26 protein-coding genes and 1 pseudogene are annotated in these 26,751 nt (G+C 39.6%); 8 read left to right on the forward strand and 19 right to left on the reverse strand.

What is annotated here, in order from left to right; genetic code table 11:
* Positions 1-4: 4 nt before the first annotated feature.
* Entirely contained in the window at positions 5-1,522 is a 1,518-nt protein-coding gene (locus tag ACDZ28_RS27530; RefSeq protein WP_042128990.1) for a carboxypeptidase M32, read from the reverse strand.
* Between the two features lie 163 nt (positions 1,523-1,685).
* Here ACDZ28_RS27530 and ACDZ28_RS27535 point away from each other — a divergent pair, with 163 nt between their 5' ends.
* From ACDZ28_RS27535 to ACDZ28_RS27550, 4 genes are all read left to right on the forward strand, one after another.
* The gene (locus tag ACDZ28_RS27535) at positions 1,686-2,021 is read left to right on the forward strand and encodes an iron-sulfur cluster biosynthesis family protein (RefSeq protein WP_076119538.1); all 336 of its coding nucleotides are present in this window, start codon (positions 1,686-1,688) and stop codon (positions 2,019-2,021) included.
* Positions 2,022-2,042: 21 nt separating this feature from the next.
* Positions 2,043-2,603 carry a carbonic anhydrase gene (locus ACDZ28_RS27540; RefSeq protein WP_042128995.1) on the forward strand — a complete coding sequence of 187 codons (561 nt, stop codon included), beginning with the start codon at positions 2,043-2,045 and terminating at the stop codon, positions 2,601-2,603.
* 199 nt (positions 2,604-2,802) lie between these two features.
* Positions 2,803-3,234: a hypothetical protein gene (locus ACDZ28_RS27545; protein ID WP_076119612.1), complete on the forward strand. Its 432-nt coding sequence runs from the start codon at positions 2,803-2,805 to the stop codon at positions 3,232-3,234.
* Between the two features lie 8 nt (positions 3,235-3,242).
* Positions 3,243-3,527: a YxcD family protein gene (locus ACDZ28_RS27550; protein WP_042132285.1), complete on the forward strand. Its 285-nt coding sequence runs from the start codon at positions 3,243-3,245 to the stop codon at positions 3,525-3,527.
* A gap of 64 nt (positions 3,528-3,591) precedes the next feature.
* Here the strand turns inward: ACDZ28_RS27550 and ACDZ28_RS27555 are convergent, their stop codons facing one another.
* The 7 genes from ACDZ28_RS27555 to ACDZ28_RS27585 all read right to left on the reverse strand — a co-directional run bounded on the left by ACDZ28_RS27555 (position 3,592) and on the right by ACDZ28_RS27585 (position 9,841).
* The gene (locus ACDZ28_RS27555; RefSeq protein ID WP_375103304.1) at positions 3,592-4,608 is read right to left on the reverse strand and encodes a S66 peptidase family protein; all 1,017 of its coding nucleotides are present in this window, start codon (positions 4,606-4,608) and stop codon (positions 3,592-3,594) included.
* A gap of 128 nt (positions 4,609-4,736) precedes the next feature.
* Positions 4,737-5,105, reverse strand: coding sequence for a hypothetical protein (locus ACDZ28_RS27560; protein WP_375103305.1), 369 nt, complete (start codon positions 5,103-5,105; stop codon positions 4,737-4,739).
* A gap of 79 nt (positions 5,106-5,184) precedes the next feature.
* Positions 5,185-5,535, reverse strand: coding sequence for an Asp23/Gls24 family envelope stress response protein (locus tag ACDZ28_RS27565; RefSeq protein WP_042129003.1), 351 nt, complete (start codon positions 5,533-5,535; stop codon positions 5,185-5,187).
* 38 nt (positions 5,536-5,573) lie between these two features.
* Positions 5,574-6,677 carry an AI-2E family transporter gene (locus tag ACDZ28_RS27570; RefSeq protein ID WP_375103306.1) on the reverse strand — a complete coding sequence of 368 codons (1,104 nt, stop codon included), beginning with the start codon at positions 6,675-6,677 and terminating at the stop codon, positions 5,574-5,576.
* Between the two features lie 41 nt (positions 6,678-6,718).
* A complete protein-coding gene (locus tag ACDZ28_RS27575) occupies positions 6,719-8,002 on the reverse strand; it encodes a sensor histidine kinase (RefSeq protein WP_375103307.1) in 1,284 nt (427 codons plus the stop codon).
* A gap of 112 nt (positions 8,003-8,114) precedes the next feature.
* The gene (locus tag ACDZ28_RS27580) at positions 8,115-8,819 is read right to left on the reverse strand and encodes a response regulator transcription factor (RefSeq protein WP_042129010.1); all 705 of its coding nucleotides are present in this window, start codon (positions 8,817-8,819) and stop codon (positions 8,115-8,117) included.
* Between the two features lie 182 nt (positions 8,820-9,001).
* On the reverse strand, positions 9,002-9,841 hold the full coding sequence (locus ACDZ28_RS27585) for a DegV family protein (protein ID WP_042129011.1): 840 nt from the start codon (positions 9,839-9,841) through the stop codon (positions 9,002-9,004).
* 171 nt (positions 9,842-10,012) lie between these two features.
* On the opposite strand from ACDZ28_RS27585, the gene ACDZ28_RS27590 reads away from it, so the two are divergent.
* Positions 10,013-10,237 carry a hypothetical protein gene (locus tag ACDZ28_RS27590; protein WP_341113711.1) on the forward strand — a complete coding sequence of 75 codons (225 nt, stop codon included), beginning with the start codon at positions 10,013-10,015 and terminating at the stop codon, positions 10,235-10,237.
* A gap of 47 nt (positions 10,238-10,284) precedes the next feature.
* On the opposite strand, the gene ACDZ28_RS27595 is transcribed toward ACDZ28_RS27590, so the two are convergent.
* The 5 genes from ACDZ28_RS27595 to ACDZ28_RS27615 form a co-directional block, all read right to left on the reverse strand.
* Complete coding sequence (locus ACDZ28_RS27595) at positions 10,285-10,932, reverse strand: FusB/FusC family EF-G-binding protein (protein WP_375103308.1); 648 nt, start codon at positions 10,930-10,932, stop codon at positions 10,285-10,287.
* Positions 10,933-11,161: 229 nt separating this feature from the next.
* The gene (locus ACDZ28_RS27600; RefSeq protein ID WP_341113713.1) at positions 11,162-11,956 is read right to left on the reverse strand and encodes a PHP domain-containing protein; all 795 of its coding nucleotides are present in this window, start codon (positions 11,954-11,956) and stop codon (positions 11,162-11,164) included.
* A 34-nt stretch (positions 11,957-11,990) separates the two neighbouring features.
* Positions 11,991-12,824 carry an energy-coupling factor transporter transmembrane component T gene (locus tag ACDZ28_RS27605; protein ID WP_339287189.1) on the reverse strand — a complete coding sequence of 278 codons (834 nt, stop codon included), beginning with the start codon at positions 12,822-12,824 and terminating at the stop codon, positions 11,991-11,993.
* Entirely contained in the window at positions 12,811-14,559 is a 1,749-nt protein-coding gene (locus tag ACDZ28_RS27610) for an ABC transporter ATP-binding protein (RefSeq protein WP_375103309.1), read from the reverse strand. The genes ACDZ28_RS27605 and ACDZ28_RS27610 overlap by 14 nt, the downstream gene beginning before the upstream one ends.
* The gene (locus ACDZ28_RS27615; protein WP_375103310.1) at positions 14,552-15,430 is read right to left on the reverse strand and encodes a cell division protein FtsQ; all 879 of its coding nucleotides are present in this window, start codon (positions 15,428-15,430) and stop codon (positions 14,552-14,554) included. Before ACDZ28_RS27615 ends, ACDZ28_RS27610 begins: the two co-directional genes overlap by 8 nt.
* A gap of 180 nt (positions 15,431-15,610) precedes the next feature.
* On the opposite strand from ACDZ28_RS27615, the gene ACDZ28_RS27620 reads away from it, so the two are divergent.
* From ACDZ28_RS27620 to ACDZ28_RS27630, 3 genes are all read left to right on the forward strand, one after another.
* On the forward strand, positions 15,611-16,444 hold the full coding sequence (locus ACDZ28_RS27620; protein ID WP_375103311.1) for a MurR/RpiR family transcriptional regulator: 834 nt from the start codon (positions 15,611-15,613) through the stop codon (positions 16,442-16,444).
* Between the two features lie 324 nt (positions 16,445-16,768).
* Positions 16,769-18,304, forward strand: a complete 1,536-nt coding sequence (locus tag ACDZ28_RS27625; RefSeq protein WP_375103312.1) for a glycoside hydrolase family 5 protein — start codon at positions 16,769-16,771, stop codon at positions 18,302-18,304.
* Between the two features lie 190 nt (positions 18,305-18,494).
* Complete coding sequence (locus ACDZ28_RS27630; protein WP_042129026.1) at positions 18,495-19,169, forward strand: SOS response-associated peptidase; 675 nt, start codon at positions 18,495-18,497, stop codon at positions 19,167-19,169.
* 116 nt (positions 19,170-19,285) lie between these two features.
* On the opposite strand, the gene ACDZ28_RS27635 is transcribed toward ACDZ28_RS27630, so the two are convergent.
* The 6 genes and pseudogenes from ACDZ28_RS27635 to ACDZ28_RS27660 all read right to left on the reverse strand — a co-directional run bounded on the left by ACDZ28_RS27635 (position 19,286) and on the right by ACDZ28_RS27660 (position 26,714).
* On the reverse strand, positions 19,286-19,960 hold the full coding sequence (locus tag ACDZ28_RS27635; protein WP_375103313.1) for a hypothetical protein: 675 nt from the start codon (positions 19,958-19,960) through the stop codon (positions 19,286-19,288).
* A 1,387-nt stretch (positions 19,961-21,347) separates the two neighbouring features.
* Positions 21,348-22,547, reverse strand: a complete 1,200-nt coding sequence (locus tag ACDZ28_RS27640; RefSeq protein WP_375103314.1) for a hypothetical protein — start codon at positions 22,545-22,547, stop codon at positions 21,348-21,350.
* Entirely contained in the window at positions 22,544-24,016 is a 1,473-nt protein-coding gene (locus ACDZ28_RS27645) for an AAA family ATPase (protein ID WP_375103315.1), read from the reverse strand. The genes ACDZ28_RS27640 and ACDZ28_RS27645 overlap by 4 nt, the downstream gene beginning before the upstream one ends.
* A 251-nt stretch (positions 24,017-24,267) precedes the next feature.
* A complete protein-coding gene (locus tag ACDZ28_RS27650; protein ID WP_375103316.1) occupies positions 24,268-24,948 on the reverse strand; it encodes a hypothetical protein in 681 nt (226 codons plus the stop codon).
* Positions 24,949-25,178: 230 nt separating this feature from the next.
* Positions 25,179-25,333: pseudogene (locus ACDZ28_RS27655) on the reverse strand (DUF255 domain-containing protein); the annotation flags it as partial.
* A gap of 478 nt (positions 25,334-25,811) precedes the next feature.
* The gene (locus ACDZ28_RS27660) at positions 25,812-26,714 is read right to left on the reverse strand and encodes a restriction endonuclease (RefSeq protein WP_375103317.1); all 903 of its coding nucleotides are present in this window, start codon (positions 26,712-26,714) and stop codon (positions 25,812-25,814) included.
* Positions 26,715-26,751 lie beyond the last annotated feature (37 nt).

Raw genomic sequence — 26,751 nt, forward strand, 5'->3', positions numbered from 1 at the left:
TTGATTACAGTTTGTAAATCTCCGTATACTTCGCTTCTAAATAATCAGCCAAATAATCTGGGCTTAGCGGTTCACCTGTTACTTGTTCAATGATTTGGGATGGCGTTAAGCTATTTCCGAAACGATAGATCTTTTCCGTTAGCCATTCTTTAATAGGGAGTAGGTTTCCTGCTGCAATCAATTCATCAAACTCCGGTAACTCTTTGCGAAGTGTATTCAAAATTTGTGCAGCGTACATATTACCTAAGGAGTAGGAAGCAAAGTATCCGAAATCCCCACCAGACCAGTGGACATCTTGCAGCACACCAAGTGCGTTAGAAGGTGGAGTAATACCCAAATACTCTTGATACTTAGCATTCCATACTTGAGGCAAGTCTTTTACAGAAAGTCCTTCATTAAAAATAAGCTTCTCGATCTCATAACGCACGATAATGTGCAGATTGTATGTAAGCTCATCTGCTTCGATCCGGATAAATGAGTTCTCCACGCTATTGATCGCCCGGTAGAAATCTTCCAAATCCACATTTGCAAGCTGCTCTGGGAATTGTTGTTGAAGATCCCCGTAATAACGTTGCCAGAAGGCCCGGCTGCGTCCGATCATGTTCTCCCATAGTCTCGACTGAGATTCATGAATTCCCATCGATGCACCTTGTGCGAGTGGTGTTCCAACAAAATCCTTGCTGATATTTTGCTCATAAAGCGCATGTCCACCTTCATGTAGTGAGCTGAATATGGCACTAGTCACATTATCAAGCAAGTAAGCGGTCGTAATACGAACGTCGCCTGGATTCAATCCTGTAGCAAAAGGATGCACACTCTCATCTAAACGACCTGCGTCAAAATCGTAGCCCATTTGCTCTAAAATAAAGTTGCCGAACTTTTCCTGCTGCTCTTTAGGGAAGATCTGCTGTAAGAAGCTTGTGTCCGGCTTATTAGGCGAAGCTGCGATAGCTTCTACGAGTGGAACCAAACGGCTACGCAGCCGGCTGAATACTTCATCCACTTTTTCTACCGTAAGATCGGGCTCATACATATCCAGAAGCGTATCGTACCGCGTTCCTTTTACACCCCAATAATCGATAAATTCTTGTTTCAGAGCAACTATCTTGCTTAGGTAAGGCTCAAAAGTGGCAAAATCATCGTTTTCCTTAGCTTCTTCCCAGATCGTTTGGGAATGTGCGGACAGAACAGCATACTCCTCAAATCTTTTGGAAGGGATGCTCTTGCTGCGCTCATATTCTTTACGGCAATCGGTAACGATCTTCTTCTGATCATGCGATAGCTGGGTAATCACTTCAGGACGGGTAAAAAATGCTGTAAAATCTCCCATTTCCTCCGAAATTCCGAGTCTGAACAGTTCTCCACTCAGCATCCCTATCGTACCCGAACGAACCTCTACTCCCTTACGCGGCGCACCGGTGCGCAAATCCCAGTGAAGTAATTCAATGGCCTCTGAATATCCACTTATTTTTGATAATAACTCGCTAAATTTCTCCCACTGTTCCTTCACTTGCTGTTCCATTTTATTACACCTGCTTTCTCTGTTTTGCCGACTCCTCTTGATGATACTTTTTTGAATGAGTATAATCAACTTCAGAGATTACATCTCTAATTTAAAATATTCAATGGGTTACATAAGAAGCAGGACCTGCTTCGCACAAAATTCGAAGGAGCGTGAACAGGCTATGATGATTCAAGTTACACCTCTCGCAGAAAGGAAGTTAAAGGAAAGGCTTGAAGATCGGCCAGGATTTTTCAAGCTCTTTTATGATACGGAAGGCTGCGGGTGTGACGGAATTAATGTATTACTAATTGTTTCAGAAATGGAGGACGGCGATTCTAGGATTGAAAGTGATTCCCTTCCCTTTATCGTAAGCCGCCAGCAAGAAATTTTTTATGAAGACAAGATGCGTCTAGATGCCGAGGAACGATTCTCTTCCTTTAAGCTAGACAGTGATTCACAGATTTACGGAAAAAATATCCTGGTCAGAGATATGCGTAATGTAAGTACAATTCAGTAATTTTAGGGAGGAAAAACAGCCATGAGCCATGTATCCGATATTATTAACTTTAATAAGAGTTTTGTAGAGAATAAAGAGTATGAAGCATATTTAACTAGTCGTTATCCAGATAAAAAAATGTTGATTATCACTTGTATGGATACCCGTCTGGTTGAACTATTACCAAAAGCTATGAACTTTAAGAACGGTGATGTCAAAATCATCAAAAATGCCGGAGCGGTTATTTCTCAACCTTTTGGTAGTGTTATGCGTAGTGTAATGGTTGCACTGTATGAGCTTGATGCTGAAGAAGTTATTGTCGTTGGACACTATGAATGTGGTATGGCTTCCCTCAACGCAGACCATATGATCAATTCCATTAAAGAACGTGGAGTATCCGAAGAGGTGCTGAACACGCTGGAGAATTCCGGAATCAAGCTAACCAAATGGCTCCGCGGTTTTGACAACATAGAACAAGGGGTCATTCAGACCGTAGACTTGATTAAACGTCATCCACTGCTTCCTTCTGATGTACCTGTTCATGGCATGATCATTGATCCCGCCACTGGAGCGCTTGAGCTAGTCGCTGACGGGTATAAATGATTTAAGTAACAACCTTATAACAGTTGATTGCGTGGATCCTGGATCCACGCTTTTTTCGATTAAAAAAGTATAAGTTATGACAAGCATAAATTTTCTTATATTTTAAATAAAAATTGAAACCTCATGGGACGTGCTGCGTATTAACGAATATGCACACAAATTCATACTCACAGGAGGGTTTTCGTACTAAATGAAACCAATGAAACGCGTAATGATGATTGTAATGGCCTTTACTCTATTTTTCGCCGTAGCTACCCCGAACTTTGTGGATGCGAAGCGAGGTGGTGGTGGATTTAAATCCGGCACTCGCAGCTATTCAACAACTCCAAAAAAATCAACAACCGATAACGTAAGAAAAAGCGATAGCACAAAAAGCTCCACAGCAGGATCTACTGCTGCAAATACGAAACGCGGATTTTTCAGCGGTGGCGGCTTAATGAAAGGTATGATGATCGGCGGTTTGGCTGGGTTAATGTTCGGCGGTATGTTCGCCGGTATGGGTGCCTTCGGTAACATTCTAGGACTCGCCATTAATATGCTTGCTATCTATGTGCTCGTAATGCTTGTGATGTCCTTCTTCCGTCGTAGAAAAGAACGTCGCCGCTTAGAAGATCAAGGTGGTCGTTACTAATGTCAACAATGGTTCTAAGCATGGATGAGATCATCAACGCCCTATGTTTACACATGGCTGAACGTAAAGCGGTACGCCCTGAAGATGTTCAGGTAGAACTGAGCTGGGAAGAAGACACTGGCTACTCTGCTGAGGTTTGGGTACAGGGCCGTAGTCAATATCTAGTGGAGTCCAACATGATCGAGGCGATCCTGCGTTACATGCTTAGTGAATATGGCATTCGTGCCTATCGCGAAGATGTAAGGCTAGACCTAGATGAGGAAATCACCGCAATTGTAACTACACAGAATTAAGCCTTTTAGCGACAAATATAAGAAAAGGGACAGCCCAAGTGGTTGTCCCTTTTTTTGTATGCACCTATTCATAGAAAAATTGCTTTACCGTTCCTACTCCGTTCGCCACATCAACTTCAGCGTACGCTCCGTTAATCAGCGTAATTTGCGGTGGAATATGACCACAATCAATATCATACACTATGGGCACTTGAAGCTCCTCAGAAAGCTCAGCGTAGATGTCTTCGGCCGTATAGTTCTCTACTGGCCGATTAGCCGGACTTCTGCCAAACATAATGCCAGAACAATTCTCGAACCAACCTGCCAGCTTCATCTGAACTAATGACCTGCGTACATCAACCGTATTCAGTTCGCAATTCTCTAAGTACCATAGGATTGGTTCATTGTTAATCATTTTTTCTTGAAAATGCCGCAGATTGCCAAATGGTGTGCCTATTAGATGCCTAATTACATCTATGCAGCCCCCTAGTAGACGCCCTTTCATAGTTACAGGGACAGATGTTACAGTCTTCCAACTGGTAACTTCTGTCAAGTGGAATACATAAGGCGTTGGAGCATCATGCTGCCATTCCCCTTGATATTTATCGGATGAACGCTGGACAATAGAATCGCCTACTTGCGTCGTAAGTACCGCTTCCCACATCGCTGTGGTATCATCCGAATACTCCCCTCTTAAATCAACAAGGTTTGTCCCATGAGCCGTTGCAATCCCTGTTCTTAACGTAACTGCAAGGAGCAGCACACTAATGTCCGAATACCCTAAGATCCACTTATTCTTCATGGTATCAAAATCAATAAATTCAAGAATCTCAATCAACAACTCCCCGCCCCAAGGCGGAATAATTATATCAACATGCTCACTGCCCATCATCTCGTTAAACTCCTGAGCACGAACTTTAGCGGGTGCGGACTTGGCCTTCTCTTGCGTCCATACGGTCTCGCCACAAATCACTTCAAATCCTTTAGACTCCAAACGACTTGTAGCCAACTTAATTAAGTCCGCATTTTGAGCGCCTACACCAGATGAAGGTGCTGTTACCCCTACTGTCGCATTCTTGTTCAAAATAGGATATCTAATCATATGACACCTCCAGTTTATAGCAATTATATCAAGAGTACACATCATTTACACAAAAAAAGAACATGGCTAGTCGCGTCAACGTGCAATCGCGATTTCAGCACATGTCCTTATTCAATATAATGTACACTTTAGAGTAAAGAAATAGCAAGTAGCTCAAACAACACAAGCGGCAAGATCACATTATTATTAGGAGGACCTGGGTATGGACCTGGATATGGGCCAGGACCCGGATGCGGATGATAAGGCTGGTATGGATTATAATATCCGCGTGACATTTGCCCATTCACCGCAACGTTCAAATACAAATGTTTATTATCTACTCCGGCAATAGTACCTTCGTGCACTAAGCCATCTAAAGTCTGTACATTCACCCTATGGTTTAAGTAGGGCTTGCAAGATTGATGCAGGGAATCACGAACACCGTGCAGGTGCCGGATCACCGCAGGATCGGCCTGATGAATCACATTCTGCTCTTGCCCAGTGTTATATGTCGACATGGATGCTCTGACCTCCGTAAATGGATTTGCTCCATTCTATGCAGAAGCCTATATCACGGTGCCTATTTGAGAGACATCATTATACTGGGAGGGCTACTTTCTCAACTTTCACATTTACCGAGACAAGGGACAGACCCATCATATTTTCCACTGCATTTCGTACATTTTTCTGCAACATATAACAGACCTCTTGAATTACACATCCGTAATTAACAATAACCCGCAGGTCGATGGCAACGTCTACTTCTTTTACTTCTACAGACAATCCTTTTTTCACATTTTTACCGCCCAAACGTTTGGCCCAGTTGTCCGAAATATTGCTTCCTGACATTCCAGCGATACCTGGCGTTTCCAGAACCACCTGTCCAACGATCGATGTGACTACATCATCTGAGATATGAATTAATCCTTGCTCCGTTCCTTCATTCATATAAACAACCTCCATCATATTTGATAATTTAAGAGATATTAAAGGCTCTCCTCTACCTCTACTTCTACCTCTGCCCTGTGGTTCTTAACAAACGATTTATACACTTTGGTCAAGAGGATTTTCACAATCATATACAGTGGAATAATCAGCAATATCGCAATAATCCCGCCTATATCTCCACCAACCAACACTAAGATGATCGTTGTCAGCGGATGAATATCAAGCTTTTTCCCAAAAATGTAGGGAGCGATCAGATTATCCTGAATTTGCTGAGCTACAAGAACGATGATGATGGACCATACTGCAATGGACGGCGATTGGATGAATCCTATAATAAAGATTGGGATACTGGAGAGAATTGCACCAATGAAAGGTACAAAATTCATCACTACGGCAATCACTGTCAGCAACAATGCATACTGTAGTCCAATAATAAGGAAACCAATATACATCAGAACACCAAGCGCCAGATTGACTAATACCCGCCCAACGATGAATCCACTTAACGCACTGTCAATTTCACTCATCATTGAAGTCCCTTCTCCACGATACTTCTTTGGAAAGAAACTTACAATCTTACGACCAAATTTCCCACCTTCCTTAAGCATGTAAAACAACATGATAGGAAAGGTAAATAAAATAATCGCGAAATTTGAAACAAAGGAGAATAGACCCGTAACGTAATTCGAAATCAGATTAAATCCTTTATTCAAATATTCAGTCAATTGGGAAGCAAGGTCCATATCTGCTGGGATAATAGAAGCCAAAAATCCACTGTCCTCGAGCCTCAATAGCTGCTGATTCACGGCTGCGATCAGATTTGGCATATTATCGACAAAATTAATGAGCTGTGTTCGAAGTGAAGGCCATACTCCAATACTAAAACCAAACAAAAGCAATGCAATGACCACATATACGATGATGATCGCAACAGAGCGATTAAGTTTATATCTCTCCAAAGTATTGATTAGAGGTCGGAGTAAATAATAGAAAAATCCTGCCAACATTAAGGGCACGATAATAACATTGAACAAAGACAAGATTGGACTGAAAATAAAATTAACTTGCGAGCCTAAAAATACGATGCCTAACACCAAAAGGATCGCTATACAAACTCGAATGAATGTGTTCAGTTTAGCCATAGTTCTCTCCCATCTTCTATTTTTGGGTGTCTTTCATCTCGCTATTTGGGAATACGTATGGTGAATACCGTTGGTTCCTTCTTTCCGCGACTGAGATGAAGCGTGCCACCCATTTTCTCTGTATTTTTCATAGCAATGGATAAGCCAAGTCCCGTTCCACCTGTAGTTGACCGCGCTTTATCTCCACGAACAAACGGATCAAAAAGCGTTGACCAAAGCTCTTCAGGAATGCCTACTCCGGTATCCGCAATTTCAATAGCAACCTCACTCTCTGCGGGTATAACCTCCACGCGTAAATGAGTGCCTGGCGGATTATAGGTCAAAGCATTGGAGATCAAATTATGAACTACACTCGAGAGCAGCTCCGCATCAAAACTTGCGAATACTTCCTGTTCCGGAACATTCAGCTGCAGGATAAAGTTCTTTTGTTCTATCTCACCATAAGAGTCTGCAACGATTTCACGAATAAATTCACCCAGTTCTTGACGTTCCATACGTAACAAAAAATCCGGGGAATCTATTTTGAGCAGCTCCACCATATTTTGAATCAGCTTAGTCACTTGCGAGGATTTATTATAGATATAGGTTAAATACCGTTTTTGGCGTTCTTCATCCTCACCACGACCCTCAACCAATGCCTGTGCAAAACCCTGTATACTCGTAATAGGCGTCTTCAGATCATGGGAAAGATCGACCATCATACGTTTCTTACTTTCCTCTGCTTGGCGTTTCTCTTTGGTCGTCTTCTCAATTACGTCCGCCATATAATTAAAAGTCTCCCCAATTTGAGAAAATTCTTTCTCTGCATATAACGAGATACGAGTATCATAGTTCCCTTCAATCATCTGCTTCAAACCAAGCGTAATGATCCGCAGCGGCTTCCTGATTCTTCGTGCCACCCAATAGCTATACACGATAATAAGCATGAGAACCATGCCGACTCCAAAAAAGACATAGTATGAAATCGAGTGGTTGAAGTAAGCAACCAGTGGGTCACTATTAATTGAAATATCAATCACTTCTCTAGGAACCTTTAGAAGCAGCCATTCTGATTCATTCTGAGTATTACGTGTAGCCAATGAGTAGTAGTACTCCTGGTCTTCTCCGTTTTCCAGACTTTTCAAGAGCTGGTCATCGGTATATTGTGTCACATTATCTTTCTTCTCCCCAACAACCTCAATAACCATCTTGTCTTGATCCAAGACCTCTATCCATCCACTGCTACGCAGAAGGCGTTTGGTTTCTATCCCATGCTCCAGATTATCTCGATAGGCACTTGCTTCAACCTTTAAATCCGGATCAGCGATTTTATTTTTTTCGAACATATGGGTCACATCAAGATTAATGAACAAATAATAAACAATCACAAGAAAAAACAAAATGCAGATGAACAACAAAAAATCCAGCGTTAGCGATGATTGTAAAGGTCGTTGATCTCTATTGCTCCATAGGCGCTTCAATTTTGTATCCCAGCCCTCTAATAGTCTTTAAATAAACCGGCTTTTTGGAATCTTGCTCGATCTTTTCACGAATATTACTGATATGTACCATGATACTATTATCTTCGTACACATAGAAATCTTCCCATACAGCCTCATATATTTTTTTCCGTGTAAAGACCCGTCCCGGTTGCTTCATCATTAATTCCAGAATTTTGTACTCGGTAGAGGTTAGGACGACGGGCTCCCCTGAACGATAGAGCAGACACTGGCTTTGATCCAGCCTCAATTCTCCCAATACAATCTGTTCAGCAGCCTTTTCTTCAATGATTTGTGCGTCAAAATGATGCACCCTCCGCAGCAAAGCTCCCGCACGAGCTACAATTTCCAATGGATTAAACGGTTTAGAAATATAATCATCGGCACCGAGTTCAAGTCCTAGGATTTTATCGTAATGTTCGCTTTTTGCAGATAAAAACAACACCGGAAAATGATGAACCTCACGAATCTTTTTCAATAATTGCAATCCGTCTAAACCAGGCATCATAATATCAAGGATCGCTAAATCAATTTTATGGTTCTGAACTTGCATTAACGCTTCGGTACCACTGTTCGCTTCCACAATGTTGTACTCTTTCTCTAAATATAATCTCAACAATTCTACAATTTCTGCTTCATCATCTGCGATCAGAATTGTATACATAGTAATCACCCCATCTAACTATAAGCTTCGATTATTAAACCCACCTAAATGCAATCTAAAGAAAAGCTAAATTATCACGTCCATCAACCAAGTCATATTAATTCATATATTTAAATAAAAATCGCACACAGGAACTCATCCCATGTACGATCGTAAAATCCCAAAAATCAAAATATCAGGTCTTAAAAAGCTACCCCAATTCCACCTTCACCGGCATAGGTTCCCATTACGGGCCCCATACTTGAGAGTAAAACCTCTTTGAAGGGGTGCTTTTGTAAAATACGCTCTTTAATCTCAAGCGCAAGTTTCTCACAGTTACTGTGCACTATAGCGATAACAGCCTTCTCGTAATCATGCTGCTTCTCATCCAAATGTGCAAGCAGACGGTTTAATGCCTTTGGAAGACCCCGGGTCTTCTCTACTACCTCAACGGTGCCCTCTTCGCTGATTTTGAGCAGTAATTTAATATTTAGCACGGAAGCAACTGCCCCCGATATCCGACTTAGACGTCCGCCTTTCATCACGTTCTCAAGTGTATCCAGTGTGAAATAAGCGCGAACTTCGTCAATTTGCTGAAGCACCTTTCCCTTCAGTTCTTGCAGACTCGTACAAGTCAATGACCACTTGGCTGCGAGACCCACAATCAGTGACAAACCTCCTGAGAAGGTCTTAGAATCTATAACCTCTATCGCATTGGAGTGCCCTTCTTCTTGATACATTTCCATAGCGATCATAGCAGTCTGATAAGTGCTACTAATATTAGAGGACATACATATGACCATAATGTCAGTGCCTTCCTCTACTTGCCTGAATGCCTCAAGGAATTGGTTTGGACTTGGACTTGCCGTAGTGGGCAGCTCCTTGGATTCAGCCATTTTAGCATAAAAGGTTTTCGTATCCGTATCCTCAGGCATAAGCTCATGCCCAAAGTGAACCGGTAGATGGATGACGGAAACATTATACTTCTCCATGTAGTCAAGGGGTAGGTCAGAACCGCTGTCTGTTATGATCTTGATTGCCATAATATAAGTACTCTCCTTTCAATATCAGTACTATTATAGCTAGCATAAAATGAAATCTCCAGTAACCTTTATAACTTGAAAAATCCTTCGATTTGTGCTTATGTCATTCTTCCTTAACTTGTCCTAATATGATATGGTTTATGAATAAGCGTATAGAAATGGAGTGTATGTATGAGTAAGGGAAGAGTATGGAATAGAGGCAAGCATGATGGAACAGGACTATCAAGGAAAAAAAGTGTAGATCAAGAAGTAACAGCATCTACTGAAACAGAGACCAATGAAGCATCGAATGAACTATCAAATTCTAGAATTGATACAGTTAAACCGATGAATCGTACAAACTGGGTAACTCGTCCAACGCGGGTCATCAATAAAGATTCCAAAGATAAACAATAACGTTAAAAAAAGGCTGCCCTCAAGGGCAGCCTTTGCTAATCTAAACCTCATGCACGTGTGGAGAGAATGAATCTCTCAAGTGCTGCTGTATCCGTAATCCTATGATTACATTCTTGGCTTTCTATGCATATATATTGGCCAATAGAAGAGTAATCATCCGGCGAGGATTTCGCAAGCTTGGTCTTAACCGTAAAAAAAGCAAGCTGTTGCTGCCGATTACAGAACAAGCAATACCCCTTCTTGTTCATAGGTGTCATTCTTCCCTCGATACCGATAAACTGCCCTTCGAACGGATATACGATAAATAATTTGTTGGTAGCAATATCTATCCAGCTCAGATATGTCATATATCGAAAGTCAATCACTGATAAATCCGGTACCTTCAGCTTCTTATTCTTAGGAAATAACTTCTGAACTTGTTTCGGCGAAATCTGTGGAAAAGGTTCTAAATAAACTTCTAATCCACTTAGATACTTCTGAAAATCATCTGCCGTCTCAAAGGTAGATATTTGTTGCAGCATCTGCTGCTGAGTATCATTAAGTGTTGGAAAAGCTTCTATAACGTTCAACGATGAACGATATCTCACTGTCTCCAAGACTCTTCGATCTGCTACAGTTCGCAGTGTTTTCAGAAGAAAATCTGTTTGCTTCTTAATAAAATTATATTGATGGTTTCTAATAAATGGTGTGTTCATTGCTTTTCAGCCCCTTATTTATTATGGAAATTCCATAAGGTGCAAAGCCCATTATTAGAAACGATATGTTTAGTTTGGGCGATCATCCATCTATCGCACCTCACGCAAAGTATCGCCCTAATTTAGGCTTTGCGTGAGGAACTTCTAGCTAATGGGCAAACCAGCATTAGCACAGTATCACCTCCAAATACATTCACGAAAAAAGTATAACAGGAATGTTTGGAACCGACTAGACCCTATAGCCAACCTCTGCTTCATCTCTGGAGGGAGCTTCACCGATCAGCTGCTTCAATAGTTTCTTCATCATGACCGAGGCCTTCACTTTAGTATGAAGACAAGGTGAGAGCTCAATTTCGTAGTTGCCTTGCTTAATCGTTTCTTTCAATTCCTCAACAGTGGAGCAGTTGGTATTCAACCGATTCAATACGCTCCCATATTGCAGACATTGATGACTATCACTGCCGGCGATCACGGGTACACCCAACGTCTTCGCAAAGGGTGTAATCAGGTTCTTATAGGTCTCTGCTCCCTGCATGTAAATATCTTTTGCATTGAAATCAAAAGCATCTAATCTCCGAAGCAGCTCCGGGTCCAGTTGATGTAATGGCGTAGAAGTGCGGAAGGGATGTGCTCCGATTTTCCAAAGGTTATGTTCGTCCGCCATATCAAGCAATCTCTTAAAAGCAATAAAATTGCCCTCCTGAGTATGCTCATCCAGTAAAGCTCGGACCGCTAGCACATTCTCCTTAAGTCCGATCAGCAGGATATGACCTGTCTCCGCAATATCTACTTCCATACCCGGAAACAGTTTTAGCCCATTTACATCATAATAATGCCCGTTATAGGGATAAGTCTGATCCAGTTCTTCATACATTGCAAAGAAATTCGAAGTGTTAAAATGCTCAGTCAAAGCCACTGCCTGTAATCCGTTCGCTTTTGCCTCAAACATCATTTCAGCAAAATATTCTGGGGAAAACGTTGATTTCTTAGATAATTTACCGTGAGTATGCAGATCAATATTCATGACTAATTCGTCTCCTTTGAGCTTGTAAGTTATGTTAATACACCAGTTTAGGGTAGAGATAACCGATCCAGAATAGCAAAATGATATAAGCCGTGGAACCGGATAAAAAATACCAGTCGGACCGCTTCATTTTCAAGTAAGATAGCTTGATCTTCTTCACTTTCTTATTGTTCAAACCGTAGCTAAATCCCCGAGTTTCAAGCGCCTCGATCGTGGTCCGAGAACGTTTAGCTGTGTTCAGCATAAGTGGGTAAAAGGCCAAAATTACAATTCGTAAATAATACGTTGCCGTTCTCCAATACAACAGTCCATGTTGCAGGGGTCTTTGCCCTCTCAGTCTGAAAGACAACAAAATCTGATGAAATTCCTCCAGTAACGTAGGTAAAATACGATAACCATAAGATAAGCTAAATGCAAACGTATCAGGTATTCCTAAAGATAGCAGGCCGTCACTAAGCCTTTCCGGATCGAGACTGGAGAACACTGTAATACTCGCTAGTGAAATCACTGAGAGCTTAAGTGTCAGCGTCAACATGGGCAGCAACGATTCAATTCCTCCGCCGAAAAAGAGCGACAGGATGAACATCCACCCAATTTGGCTGATTAATCCCAAACACAATATGAAAATAATATATGGACTGACGCGGGAGAGGACTGTCGTTAAGACCATAAGTACGAACATCCCTAACAGGACCGTACGGTTATGTACGAACCAAGGTACTATGGCAAAGAACAAATACCAGAGCAGCAGAGTTCGCGGGTCGAGTCTCCCTAGAAAAGTGCTGCTGCTGTTATAAGCCGTCCCTAAGAGTTCCAGTTTGATTTGTTCTACAGATATACGGTCAAGTGCCCGTTTAACGGCTTCCATGAATTGCTGCCACCTCCTTCTGTACTTCCACTAGACTTACGAAGTCCTCCAAGCTGCTGCAAATGCGGGGCAGACCGAGCAACCGACTCATTTCCATCAATTGTGTCTGAGCCAGACCCGCACGCCGTAATAGAAGTCCGTCCGCGAAGATTTCATCTTTCGTTCCGTCAGCAATAATTTGACCTTGATGCATAACGATAATCCTAGTCGCCCATTCTGATACAAGCTGCATATCATGAGTCGCTATCACAACCGTCTCAACATGGCTGCGAAGCGTATCTAGTACATGTACCATTTCCTGTTTCGTCGAAATATCCAGATTCGCCGTTGGTTCATCGAGCAGCATAACAGCAGGACGAACCGCTGCTCCAATAGCCAGTGATACACGGCGCTGCTGACCTCCACTCAGAAGACGAGCGTCACGTTCTGCTAATTCACTGAGCCGGAATGCTGTGAGCATTTCTTCTACTCTCTCTTCTGCGTCGACTAGCTTTCGCGCTTTTAAATAATAAGCAATTTCTTTACGTACAGAATCCTCAATAAACATTTCCTCTGGGTTCTGAAATACGTAAGCTACGGTACCGGAAAGACGCTCGGGTGGCAGACCGTTCACAACCATCCCCTTCACATTTACCGTTCCTGCTGTAGGTCTGACAATTCCAGCAATCAGCTTCATTAAAGAAGATTTGCCCGCTCCGTTGTTTCCAATAAGAGCAATAGATTCACCTTGCCGCAGCTCTAACTGAACACCATTCAAAACAGGATGCATCGTCTTATGAATCGTGCGATAAGATAGGTGAACATTCTCCATCTGAACGACGTGCTTCACTTCCCCAGTAATAGTAAGGGATTGCTCGTAATTAGGTTCAGATGATTCCGTTCTCACGATCGCATCCTGGCGAAGCACCATGTGGGCGCTCGCTTCCACAGCATTTAAGGGAAGTAAGTGGGTTCGCGGTGCATCAGATTGCAACAGCCAAGCTGCACGGGTGACATCCGGTGGATAGATGCCAAGCTCCAACAGTTCTTTTACAGATGAAAGAGCCTCCCTTACAGGCTTCTGCCATCGAACCTCCCCCTTATCCATCAGGACGACATTCTTACAATAGTCTGCAATAAATTCCGCATGGTGTTCGATTACTACAATGGTCTTCCCCTGCTCCTCGTTCAATCGGCGCAAAATATCATAAATATGGCGGGCATGCTGTGGATCCAGCTGAGCTACTGGTTCATCAATAACCAGAATTTCCGGATCCATCGCTAGTGCTCCGGCAAGAGCGAGCAAGTGCTTTTGTCCGCCACTCAATTGCCAGATAAATTCATTTCTTAAATCGCTAAGTCCGGTTAGCGCCAGTGCCCGTTCTCCCCGTTCCTTATAATCGGCAAATCCATAATTGAGCGGTGTAAACGACACATCGTCAAGTACCGTCGGGCGTACCAACTGATTCTCAAAATCCTGATATACATATCCTATATGTTTGGAAAGCTCCGCTACACTTTTCCCATCCGCCGGTTGACCGCAGATCGTCACCTCACCCGCGAAATCACCTGTGTAATAATGAGGAATTAAGCCGTTAAAGCATTTACAGAGCGTGGATTTTCCCGAACCGTTACTACCTATAATGGCAATGAAATCTCCTTCATCTAACTGCAGAGATACATCTCGCAGTACTGGTTGTTCGGCTCCCGGATAAGTAAAGGTGACCCCATTCAGTTCGAGTATTGATTTACGCATCTACTTGACCTGCTTCCTGTCTTTTACGTACTGACCGCCGAATGAGGGATATAATCGCTGTTGCTGCAACAACCGCTGCTACCAGCATACTCAGCCAAATCAAGCTCTCTTCATTGGACTCTGCCCAAGCAAACTCAAAATCACCAAAATTCCATCCGGATTCGGACAGCAATTCCGATCCAAGCGCAACCATTACCAGAATTGTTCCAGAAATGACGAGCTTAGGAGATAACCAAGCCCCTGTTGCATATTTCATATTCCGTTCACGCGGCTTCATGCCAAGTAAAGGTTCGATCTTTCCATATAAGCGTGGAACCAGATACATGGTAGGAATCAAGGCGAACAAGATACCAGAGAAGAGTACATCATTCAAAAAGCCAACTCCCTCAATGACTACGATACTCTCTGCTAGACCTTTAACAGCTTCAAGCTCTTCCACACCCACCCATACCTTCACTATATCCACAACAGAGCTGAAGAACTGATGAATCACTACACCAGTAATCGCCGCCACTCCAACCTGTCTGCGATTCTTCGGATCGGATACCATACGACCTGCAGTATACATCGCTAGTGAGAAGGTAATGAATTTCTCCAGTTCACCTAACCCACCAAATTGACCTAACATCAGTTCCCCGAAAATCACTTCACCTACAGCTGCCCCAATGGCCGCATATAAAGGATGAAACAGCATACATAAGGTCAAAGGAATGAAAGCAAAATATTCAATCGATAATTCAATGGGGCCTAGTTTGATCCCAGGCACTAGCTCCGTGAACATATTGGACAAACCGTAAAGCGACATCGATAGTACAAAAATCATCATTTTTTGTGACTGTGTCAGCGTGTAGCGCGTTTTTATCGTACTCATGAATATTTGGCCTCCCTACAGGAATTTATCTTCATTATAAGAAGGTCATGTCAGCACAACTTTTACCAATTGTTAAATGAGAGTAATATTTTTTTCAATATTTTTAACGTTGTAAAAATATTTACAACATCTTCGCACGATATATTCTATTTATCGCTTCATATTAGGAGGAATGAAAAATTGTATAAAGATTGGAATCGCCGCGCTTTCTCACCAAATCAACGAATTATTGCTGACTTTATCCAGAAAAATGAGCAACGTGTGGTCTATATGACCGAACAGGAAATGGCCGATGAGCTTAAATTGAGCATCGCTTCCGTCTCTCGTTTCTGGAAAGCGGCTGGATACAACCATGCCAAGGATTTCAAGAACCGACTTCGTTTCCGTTTCGAGTCCACACCTTCCATAAAAATGCGTGATGCCATGCAAAGATCGGATGATAGTTCACTCCCTCAAGTACTGCTGGACAATTGCTCACATCATCTCCAGGAAACACGCCGCTATTTGAGCGACGAGGCACTGCAACGTGCAATAGAAGCATTATCTACAGCTCGCATTGTATATGTATATAGCCCCGGTCCATGTGCTGGATTGGCGGAGCTGATGATCTATCGTATGGCACGTTTTGGATTACAAATGAAAAAAATGGCTCCCAGCGGACACGAGTTGTTAGAGTCCTTGATGCATGCTGATAAACAAGATTTAGTGCTTGTCTTTGGATTCGTTCAACTGTTACCGGAAATCGAAGTAATTCTGGACCATTCACGGGAAGTAAAATATCAGGTCATCTTGATCACCGACAGACTCGTATATCCTCGATCCCAAGATGCAGATATTGTACTGTATGCCGGGAGAGGTGAGGTATGGGAATTTCACTCTATGGTCGGTCCCACTTATATCATCGAGAATCTGATTCTTGGCGTAGGTTTAGCAAATAGGGATAGTAGTCTGAGCAAGCTGGACAATTTGCAGCAGCTAAGAGCGCAGTATGGAGGAAAGCTTCCGCGGAGCTAGGAGTAAATACAATAACAAAAAGATAACAAAAACACATATTTTTCGAATATTCTAGCGGTTTATTAAGTTTTTTTATTCAAAATCACTAATTAACAATTAAAAACAAATTTTCCAAGAAAAAAATGGTCAACTGCATAAAATAATTATACGTCCCTTAAATAACATAATGCTAATATAATAACGACAATTCCTATGAAGTTAGCAATTCCTCGAAAGCATAGTTAAATATGTCACCCTCATTATTCAACACTAGGAGGTGAACGCACGCTACCGGTATTAACCTAATGAGGGTTTACATAAATAAAATTCATGGGGTGGTTTTTAGTGATTTTACGCAAGTGGTTGATTGCTTTTGTCGCATTTTTACTGATGTTCTCGTGGACTGGACAACTTACGAACAAAGCACATGCTGCAAGCGGATTTTATGTAAGCGGTACCAAATTATTGGATGCTACAGGACAACCATTTGTGATGCGAGGAGTCAATCATGCGCACACATGGTATAAAGATCAACTATCCACCGCAATACCAGCCATTGCCAAAACAGGTGCCAACACGATACGTATTGTACTGGCGAATGGACACAAATGGACGCTTGATGATGTAAACACCGTCAACAATATTCTCACCCTCTGTGAACAAAACAAACTAATTGCCGTTTTGGAAGTACATGACGCTACAGGAAGCGATAGTCTATCCGATTTGGACAACGCCGTTAATTACTGGATTGGTATTAAAAGCGCATTGATCGGTAAGGAAGACCGTGTAATCATTAATATAGCTAACGAGTGGTACGGAACATGGGATGGAGTCGCCTGGGCTAATGGTTATAAGCAAGCCATACCCAAACTGCGTAACGCTGGTCTAACTCATACGCTGATTGTTGACTCCGCTGGATGGGGACAATATCCAGATTCCGTCAAAAATTATGGGACAGAAGTACTGAATGCAGACCCGTTAAAAAATACAGTATTCTCTATCCATATGTATGAATATGCTGGGGGCAATGCAAGTACCGTCAAATCCAATATTGACGGTGTGCTGAACAAGAATCTTGCGCTGATTATCGGCGAATTTGGTGGACAACATACAAACGGTGATGTGGATGAAGCCACCATTATGAGTTATTCCCAAGAGAAGGGAGTCGGCTGGTTGGCTTGGTCCTGGAAGGGAAATAGCAGTGATTTGGCTTATCTCGATATGACGAATGATTGGGCTGGTAACTCCCTCACCTCGTTCGGTAATACCGTAGTGAATGGCAGTAACGGCATTAAAGCAACTTCTGTTTTATCCGGCATTTTCGGGGGTGTAACTCCAACCTCAAGCCCTACTTCTACACCTACATCTACGCCAACCTCTACTCCTACTCCTACGCCAAGTCCGACCCCGAGTCCGGGGAATAACGGGACAATCTTATATGATTTCGAATCAGGAACTCAAGGTTGGTCGGGAAACAATATTTCGGGAGGCCCATGGGTCACCAATGAATGGAAAGCAACGGGAGCGCAAACTCTCAAAGCCGATGTCTCCTTACAATCCAATTCCACGCATAGTCTATATATAACCTCTAATCAAAATCTGTCTGGAAAAAGCAGTCTGAAAGCAACGGTTAAGCATGCGAACTGGGGCAATATCGGCAACGGGATTTATGCAAAACTATACGTAAAGACCGGGTCCGGGTGGACATGGTACGATTCCAGAGAGAATCTGATTCAGTCAAACGGCGGTACCATTTTGACACTATCCCTCAGCGGCATTTCGAATTTGTCCACAGTCAAAGAAATTGGGGTAGAATTCCGCGCCTCCTCAAACAGTAGTGGCCAATCAGCTATTTATGTAGATAGTGTTAGTCTGCAATGACTTATCTGCAAAAAAACTCCAGGTTATATAGTAAGCTTAATAATTCGAGGAGCCGTTACCTAACGGCTTCTCTTTTGCTATCAAGGATTGATTGAAAACTTAATTCATCCTCACTTCGAATGACTACGAAAGCCATGAATAATTTACCTTCTTTTACAAACACTACGAAACAAAAGGAGGCTGATGTTTCATGTGTCAACGTTTTTCCCTGGCGGCCGAACTGCAGGAAATTAGGGATCATTTTGAAATTAACCGGGTGATGTACTACTATAAAGACCGCTATAACATTAGTCCCACGCAGGATATGCCGGTAGTTTTACAACAGGATGGCGAGCGAATTCTAGATGAGTTCCGTTGGGGTTTCGTTCCTTATTGGGGAAAAGATGCAATCAATGCAGATCTCCGAAATGTGCATCAGAATCCAACCTATCGCAAGATGGTGGACAAGCATCGTTGTATTATTCCGTGCAATGGATTTTACTATTGGAAAAAAGAAGGCAAGAAGACTTATCCAGTTCGGGTAGTCATGAATAATCGCAGTATGTTCGGAGTAGCTGGTCTATACGAAATTTGGCGTGATACACGCGGGGAACCTCTTCGCACCTGCTCTCTGGTCATGACAGAAGCTAACCCGCTGATTAGTGAATTTGAGAGCCGGATGCCGGCGATTTTGTCCCCCCAGGATATCACTCGATGGCTTGATGAGGAGACCAATGATCTTGAAGCACTGAATCCGATTCTGCGGCCTTATTCAGCAGATGAAATGCAGGTGTACCCGGTCACACCAATGATTAACAACAACAGAAATGACTCGGCTGAATGTATTCGGGAAATGGATCTGAACGAGTCCTGGGTAAAGCCGTGAAATAATTACAGATTTGAACTAGAACTCCCTAATAAATAAGCAGCGGTGCTAGTGCTAGAAACCAAAGCCTTAGCACCGCTGCTTTATTGTTATCGGTGAACACTGAAAGCAAGTGGTCACTTGAGTTCGGATTCATATTGTTCAAGCTTTTCAAAAACACCATTCACCCATTCTTGGTCGTCCCATAGCTTGGGATTGTTAAGCTTTCTAACCGCAGGGTGACCCGTTGTGATAGTATCTACACCATCTTTGTATCCAAAGTACAAATCAACTAATTCTAAAGACTTATTTGAAGATTGAACTAGTAATTCGCAAGTCATTCCAGACCCTTCGTTTGAAAAAGGTAAGCTTAAATAGTAAAGATTCTTATCAAGTTTATTAAACTCTACTTCCTTAAACTCATTATCGAAGCCGAAATTCACACTACTGGCACCATTCAATTCCTGCTTTTGTGTTAATTCCAACATTTTATCTGTGAATTTAAGAAGATTTGCATTCGAGATGTAGTTCTCAAATGATACAATTTCTTGTTTTGTAACAGCTCCGGTATAAAGATTAACGAAAGCTTTTCCAAAAGCCTCAATGGAAACATAATCATCTTCACTGATCTGATCTTCTTTAATGAAAAATTGTCGATTAGCCAACTCACTTAATAGTTCTGTTTCTGATTTCTCTGACGGTTCAACAGATGCTTCTATCTTTGATATCGATTCAATGGAATTGTCATTCATTGTGGTAGGGTTTAAAACAAATAACATCAACACTACAATACCTAACGTGAATATTCTCATAAAACCCCCTTTTTTAACTCATTCTTTGTTTCTTTTTGGATGTCTCATTGCTGTTCTTATTGTTGTCTATTAACGGCCCTCCTTTATTTAGTATTTGTTAGAGTTCTTTTGCGGTCGTTTAATTCCATAATATACTAAATGAGGTTTCTATATGGGGAGAAATCGAAGTTTCCCATTCCTTTTGTAGAACTAAAGATTCCCATTAGTGTTAATAGGAATGTACGGAAGAAGACTGCCTTAGTGTGTGAAAGTACATTTTGTATGAACCATAAAAAGCCTATTAGCGCAATATGCGTTAATGAGCTTTTATGTATAAATACTAATCTGATACTTCTTCACCCATAAAGGATACTCTCTCGATAACGTGACACCAATAACGTGTGGGTCAATAAGCAGCTATAACCAATTGATAAGAATACAGGCTTGTTTTCGTGTTTGGCAATATCAAAGCCTAGTCCGATCAGGGAACCAGTTCATCAGCTTATGTGCGTGTTGCAGTAAGTACGGAAACTTGATCTTACTTATTGAATTGTTAGGGGCATCACAGCTTTGACTTTTGGCATATATATGACTTATCATTCACTCCAAAACATAGTAAAAACTGCGTCTGTCAAGAATTTAATAAAAAATCATTTAAACTAATTTTTTCGATAAGGAATCGCGAAAATATCATCCAACTATTAATTTGAGCTGACTAAATATTTGAAAGATGTTCGTTTAGCTTATTTTCCGCTACCTCGTAGAGGTAGCCATCGTCATCAATAATATTATACTCAATACTATCAAAATCAATGTTGTATAAATTAATTTCTTCTCTGCCTCAAGTTGAAAAGTTGATTTTACCCTCTCTAAGATTTCTAAGGCAAACTCATTCTCCATTTCATAAACAATTTCTTATGTATAATCCTCCGAATATTCTGATTCATACTCTTCTATTCTCTCAGAAATAAAAGTATCCATTTCTGACTCTAACAATTCGGTAATATTATAAGTCGCAAAATCACCTAACTTTTTTTTTAATACTTCCTGAAAGTATTAAGGCATTTTCTGAAGTTTAACCCCTTGTTCGATGTTTCAACACAAACATCAATTAATTTCCATGTATCTTCCATATCTGAATATCTAGAAGATATCTGTTCATCTGTTCACGTTCTTCTTCCGTAAAGCGTTTCTTGCTCATGATGTAATCCCCTCGTTTACTCCAGTATATAAAAAGGTACCCACAGCCCGCACTCCTTTTTTCTAAGTGTCCAGTCTATGGGTACCCGTGTAATAATGGCCTACACTGCCATTGATTTTCTTTTTTACTCTTCAACAAATTTCGAGAAATCCTATATATAACTCAACTACAACTAAATTGTAATGATCAATCAGTTACTTTATTTTCCTAACTTATAATAATATCTTTGAATATATTATTATAGTCTTTAACATTTTCAATTTCTAAGATTTCCTTCAAAATTAATATTTTTCTTAATTGCAAGGTAAATTCTCCTTCCTCTAGAATGGAATCAAGTATACCTTGTAATCTCAAGACGGTCACTCTTTCTATGGCTAGTATTAATCGTTTTAATTTCCCATTTGCTCTACTTAATATACTAATCAACGTTATTATTTTTTGCGGTATAGTTACTAGAAAACCTAGTTCCAAATCTGTTGTGTCATCAGTTATTGTAATTATTTTTTTAATTTCATGTATATATTCATCCGATTTTAAGGTACCAGTTTGGACAAACTGAACTAACTCCTTAATTTGTAATCGAATTCTTTTGCTATCAGTGCAATGTTTTATTTTTTGTATTATTATTGTGTTACAAATTAAGTTCTTATAATTAATTAGTTCATCAACTTGAACTAATTGTAAGCAGTCCAAAATCTCTTTATTACCATAGAATCCTCGAATAATAAGATTATATACTTCACCCTCTCCTAATATCTGAGATAACTCGTTAAGTTTTCGGGCTTTATCATAATCACCTAAAATTCGAAGAACTTCTTCTTCAAGTTGTTGACTCAAACTCTGATCAAAAGTTGCTCTTGCAAAATCCGAACAAAGAGTTAACTGCTCTGTCTGTAAATCTAAAAATTTCTCTTCAGTTAGCTTACTTCTATATAATTTGCATATCTCTATTGTTTTCATACCTTTCTCATTAAGAGCAACAAAAAAAACACCTGATTCAATGTCAATATGTTGAGAATAGGTATCAAAATATGCGTGTACTATATTAAAACTTTCACCACAATCTGGATATTCTTCATTAACATTTAAGTGGACGTGAAGGGTATTTGTTTTACCTTTATTTGTATTACATGCTTGACAGGAGATTGTCAAGTTTTTAGGTTCAAATGTGAATCTAGGATTATTTGATTTATCAAGTATATGTTCTATTGGGATTAAACTCGTTCCTAGTTTTAGTTTCGTCTTGCAATAATAACACTTCTTATCATTCAAATTAATTAGATAATTTCTCATTCTTTTTTTCAACTGAAAAAAAATATTTTTATTCCAATCTTCTGAGTCAAGAACGTTAAAATGTTCAGCAATCATATTCTGCTCAATAGTTGTGTATTCATATGGAATTGTCATTTGTCAAACCTGCCTAAAATGATTTTAAGCACACCGTTCAATGGATCGTTCTCATTCATATTTTTTTTTATATATATAAGTTTTTTTATATCATCTTCAATCAAATCTTCGCCTTTACTAATTTTTTCTAAAATAGCATCAACTTCTTTTGCTACAAATAAATTCCTAGTGGTAATAACACCAAAAATGTTATATAAAATATCTTCAACAGACCAACCAAATGTATTCTCATCATGAAGTATTGAGTCAATAGAATTATCTGTTTTTTTTCTTAAAGATACAATAGATGAAGAAAAAGCTTCTAAATCTGATAACATGAAATGTGAGTGAGTCGCAATAATTACATGGCAAGAGGAATAATCTTTGAATATTTTTTTAAGACAACTTATATATTTAATTTGCCAATTTGGATGGAGACTTAATTCTGGTTCATCCATAAATATCACGGACGAATTTTTAATTTCTGAAGCGATACTTAGCATAGTAAATAAAAAATGTTTTTCACCTGAACTTGTGCCTTCAAAGTCAAAGATTTGATTTTCAGATTTAAATCTGAGAGTTGGTGTTAGAATGTAATCTAATGAAATTAGTTTTTGTATTATAGGATAATCGTGAATTAAATTGGTATTCTCATTAAAGTGATGTAAATTAATATTGTAACAAAGGGATACACTATTCTTTGTTGCAATTAGGTTACGCTGATTAGAAGTTGTATTTATAAAATTGGAGATTTCTAATAAATCATTCTCACTAAAATTCTTTATTTTATCTGATCTAAATGATGCTTGATTAGACATTCTGTTTGTCAAAATTTTTATGTCTTTATTTGTGATTCCACTTTCGAAAAGATTTTTTCTTCTTTTAGGCTCAAAACAAATCTCTAAATCCCCCTTTATATCCAGAAATTCAAGAATTATTTTAAGTCTCTTTAAAAATAGTTGATCTGAAGAATTCTTAATAATTCGATCAATTATATTTCTTACTATTGTATTTATGAATGTTATATTAGAAGCTTGTCTAACACCCAAATATCTATATATTTCTTTCCCACCGTTTTCCTTATCATCCAATTTATTAAACACGAATTTATCATTAACCATATACGATACCGCAAGTACTCGTTGAGGAAGTTCAAGCTTTTCTATATATATTTGCTTTTTGTTACAAAAGAAATAGATTCCTTTAATGTTATTTTCCACAGAATATTCGTTATCATTTATTTTATACACCATTTCAAAATAAACTTTTGGAGTACGATCTCTTCTTAGAGCTTTAAGATCATCTAATTCACGAAAAACATCCGTCATTAATGAGAGAAGAGTACTTTTCCGTGTACCATTTGGTCCTATTATTAAAGTAGTTAACAATCCTTCATATTTCTTTTTATCATCTAGTAAATCTACTTCTAGCTTATTTCCATAGTCATCAACTGTTTTAAAATACAGCAATCTAAAATCTCCCACACTCATCTGACCTTTCTTTTGAAAATAAACATAAGAAAATCTCGTTTATTTTAGTCACGCACACATTAAGGAAATTCATCAATAGAATCAATGGTCTTCACACAAGTATCTCTGACTAATGAATGATACCCTCTCTAAAAAATAAATAGTTTTTTACCAGTTTAACAATTTCTACTAATGAAACTTAAATCTGTAATCTTAGGGTTTTAGATTTTCTCAAATCTTTCTTCTTCGTCCACTTTATTAAAAGCTGGCTATTATCTAATATATTGTCTGTCTATATACTCTCGAAATTTCTCAGGAGTCATTCTGTTATGCCTTGCATCATAAGTTGAGTTATCAAGATTATAATCAGAATACTTACCAAAGATCACATAACTCCCACTAAATCTTCTCGAAACTAGTCTTGATTCTTGAGGAAGGGGTATTTCTCCATCTTGATCCCAGCCCATATTCCCCTCCTCCCAGTAAGATCTGTCTTCATAAACACCTCGCCCTAGCTCGGTTAGTTCTTCGCTTTGACTGTGTAAATCCTTCTCATAAATGCCCGCTGGTTTAAGGGGATCCGATTCTAAACGAAAGTAAGCCCATTGCAGTTCTTCTCCAAAAGAATAAAAAGTGAGATTTTTAGGTTTCATAATTGTCACGCAGCCACCTTGCTGACTCAAGCCAATACATCCCTCTTCAGCAACCCGCTCTACAGAAAAAAGTTCTAACCCACCACCAGTTGGAAGAAAAATATGTGCAGGGATATTATATAAGGGGACATATGCGAGTACTTTTAAAATTGACTCCAAATTAATCCATTCGAACTTACTTGGAATTTCAATCGGAAACAGATGCCTTATGTATTCCTCCCATTTCAACCTTCCGTCTTTTATCTCCAAATTTCTAAGTCTGACAATTTCTCTCTCCCATTCTTCTGAGTATCCTCCCACGGATCATCCCTCCTTAGAAACTATAGGTATATAATACCATATCCACTAAATAAATTTGATAGTTTTACCCCTGTTAGATAATATTGAACGATATCAGCTTAAGAAGCGACATAATAAAACCATTTCTCACATTGCCTATGAGGGTTAACTGTATAAAAGATTAGCAGGAAGGAGGAAGGCATATTCAAGAGGAGATGAACGAATGGACTTGCTGAAATTACTAAGTGGAATTCACCGACGTGACACCAATGACAACAACTATATCCAATAGAGAGGAAAATCTGCTTATTTTTAGAGCGTGCTTTTTCAAAAGCCTCATTTCTCCATGGATACCAATCTACAGGATTAAAAGCGTGTTGCAGTAAATAGGGGGATTTCCATTAATTAATCGGTTAGATTATTTACCTTCTTTGAGTGCCATTAATATAGCCTCCTTGTACTAAATATGCCATTGTTATTATTACCCATTGTACGATAAAAAGACACTAACGAGAGGCTGTGTCCAAAATGACATTTTAAATTCCCACTATCAAAACATTACCAATTATCTTTACGTATTCTACTGTCCATAAGTATCGCAAACAAATATGATGGACCCTGAAGATGTTGTAGTGGCACAGTGTTATCAAGCGGTATATGTTTCAATGCTTCGATAAAAGTGTTTTTAGAGACTATTCTATTCGTTCTGCTTAGTTTTATAGAATTCCCCTTAACCTCGTACGTAAACTCAGCACCTCTTTTCTGCTTAAAAACTTCACCTTCATTTTCACTAATCCTCTTCCAAATACTCTCAATCATTCTATCACCTCAAAGTAATTGTAAAAGTGTTATTCCACGCAATGATCGATTTCTAAAAACACTGTTTACTCCTCAAAGAAGTCTAAATCAAGTTTTTTAGTTATATATACTTCTTCATTCGATACACCAATGTTGTAGGTGAACATTAAATCCGTGAGTTCTAGCCCATCAATTAGTATTACTCGCTTATCAATTGAGTCTACATAGTTTCGAGCATCTTTTGAAAACTTAGTTGTTGTAATAAAAATGCCTTTAGATGCTTTCTTACCTACCAAACTCCCTACAAATTTCTGAATTTCAGGACGAGAAACTTTAGATTCTATGCCCCATCGTTTTGCTTGCAAGTAGATCATGTCCAAACCTAACACATCTTCTTTAATAATCCCGTCTATTCCTTCATCACCTGATTTGCCTATTGCTTTACCTGCTTCCTTTACAGAACCGCCATAACCCATAGCTACAATCAAATCAACCACTAATCGTTCAAAAAAAGCAGGTGAGCATTCCATTATCTTTTCTAAAATCATATCTTGTAGTTCATTTTTTAAAATATTATAATTGTGATCAATAATTTCCCAAGGAGTTCTGTCATTCTCCACTACATCAATATTTGGTTTATCCACATTATTTACAAACTGATTGAAACTCTGATATCTACTTAAAAACTTATTATCGATCCTAGTGACAGAGGTATCTGCCAATACTTTCAATCCATCATCTGTAATTTTGAATACAGCTCTTCTCACCACTTTAATTAGACCTGCTTTTGATAGATATGTTCTGGACCATCCAATACGATTATGTAACAATGTTTGCTTTCCACTTGGTAAAAGTTCTGCTACATCTTCATTCGTTAAGTGAAAGTATTTAGATAGCAACACATATATTTCTTGCAACTTATATTCGTTTCCATCCTTTAACTGATTTAAAAATGGATACATAAAATCTTGATAACCTGGTACTGCCATTTCTTTCATCAACTCCTTTTGCACGCTTCATTATTTT

Source organism: Paenibacillus sp. RS8, from assembly GCF_041956825.1.
Classification (GTDB): domain Bacteria; phylum Bacillota; class Bacilli; order Paenibacillales; family Paenibacillaceae; genus Paenibacillus_AQ.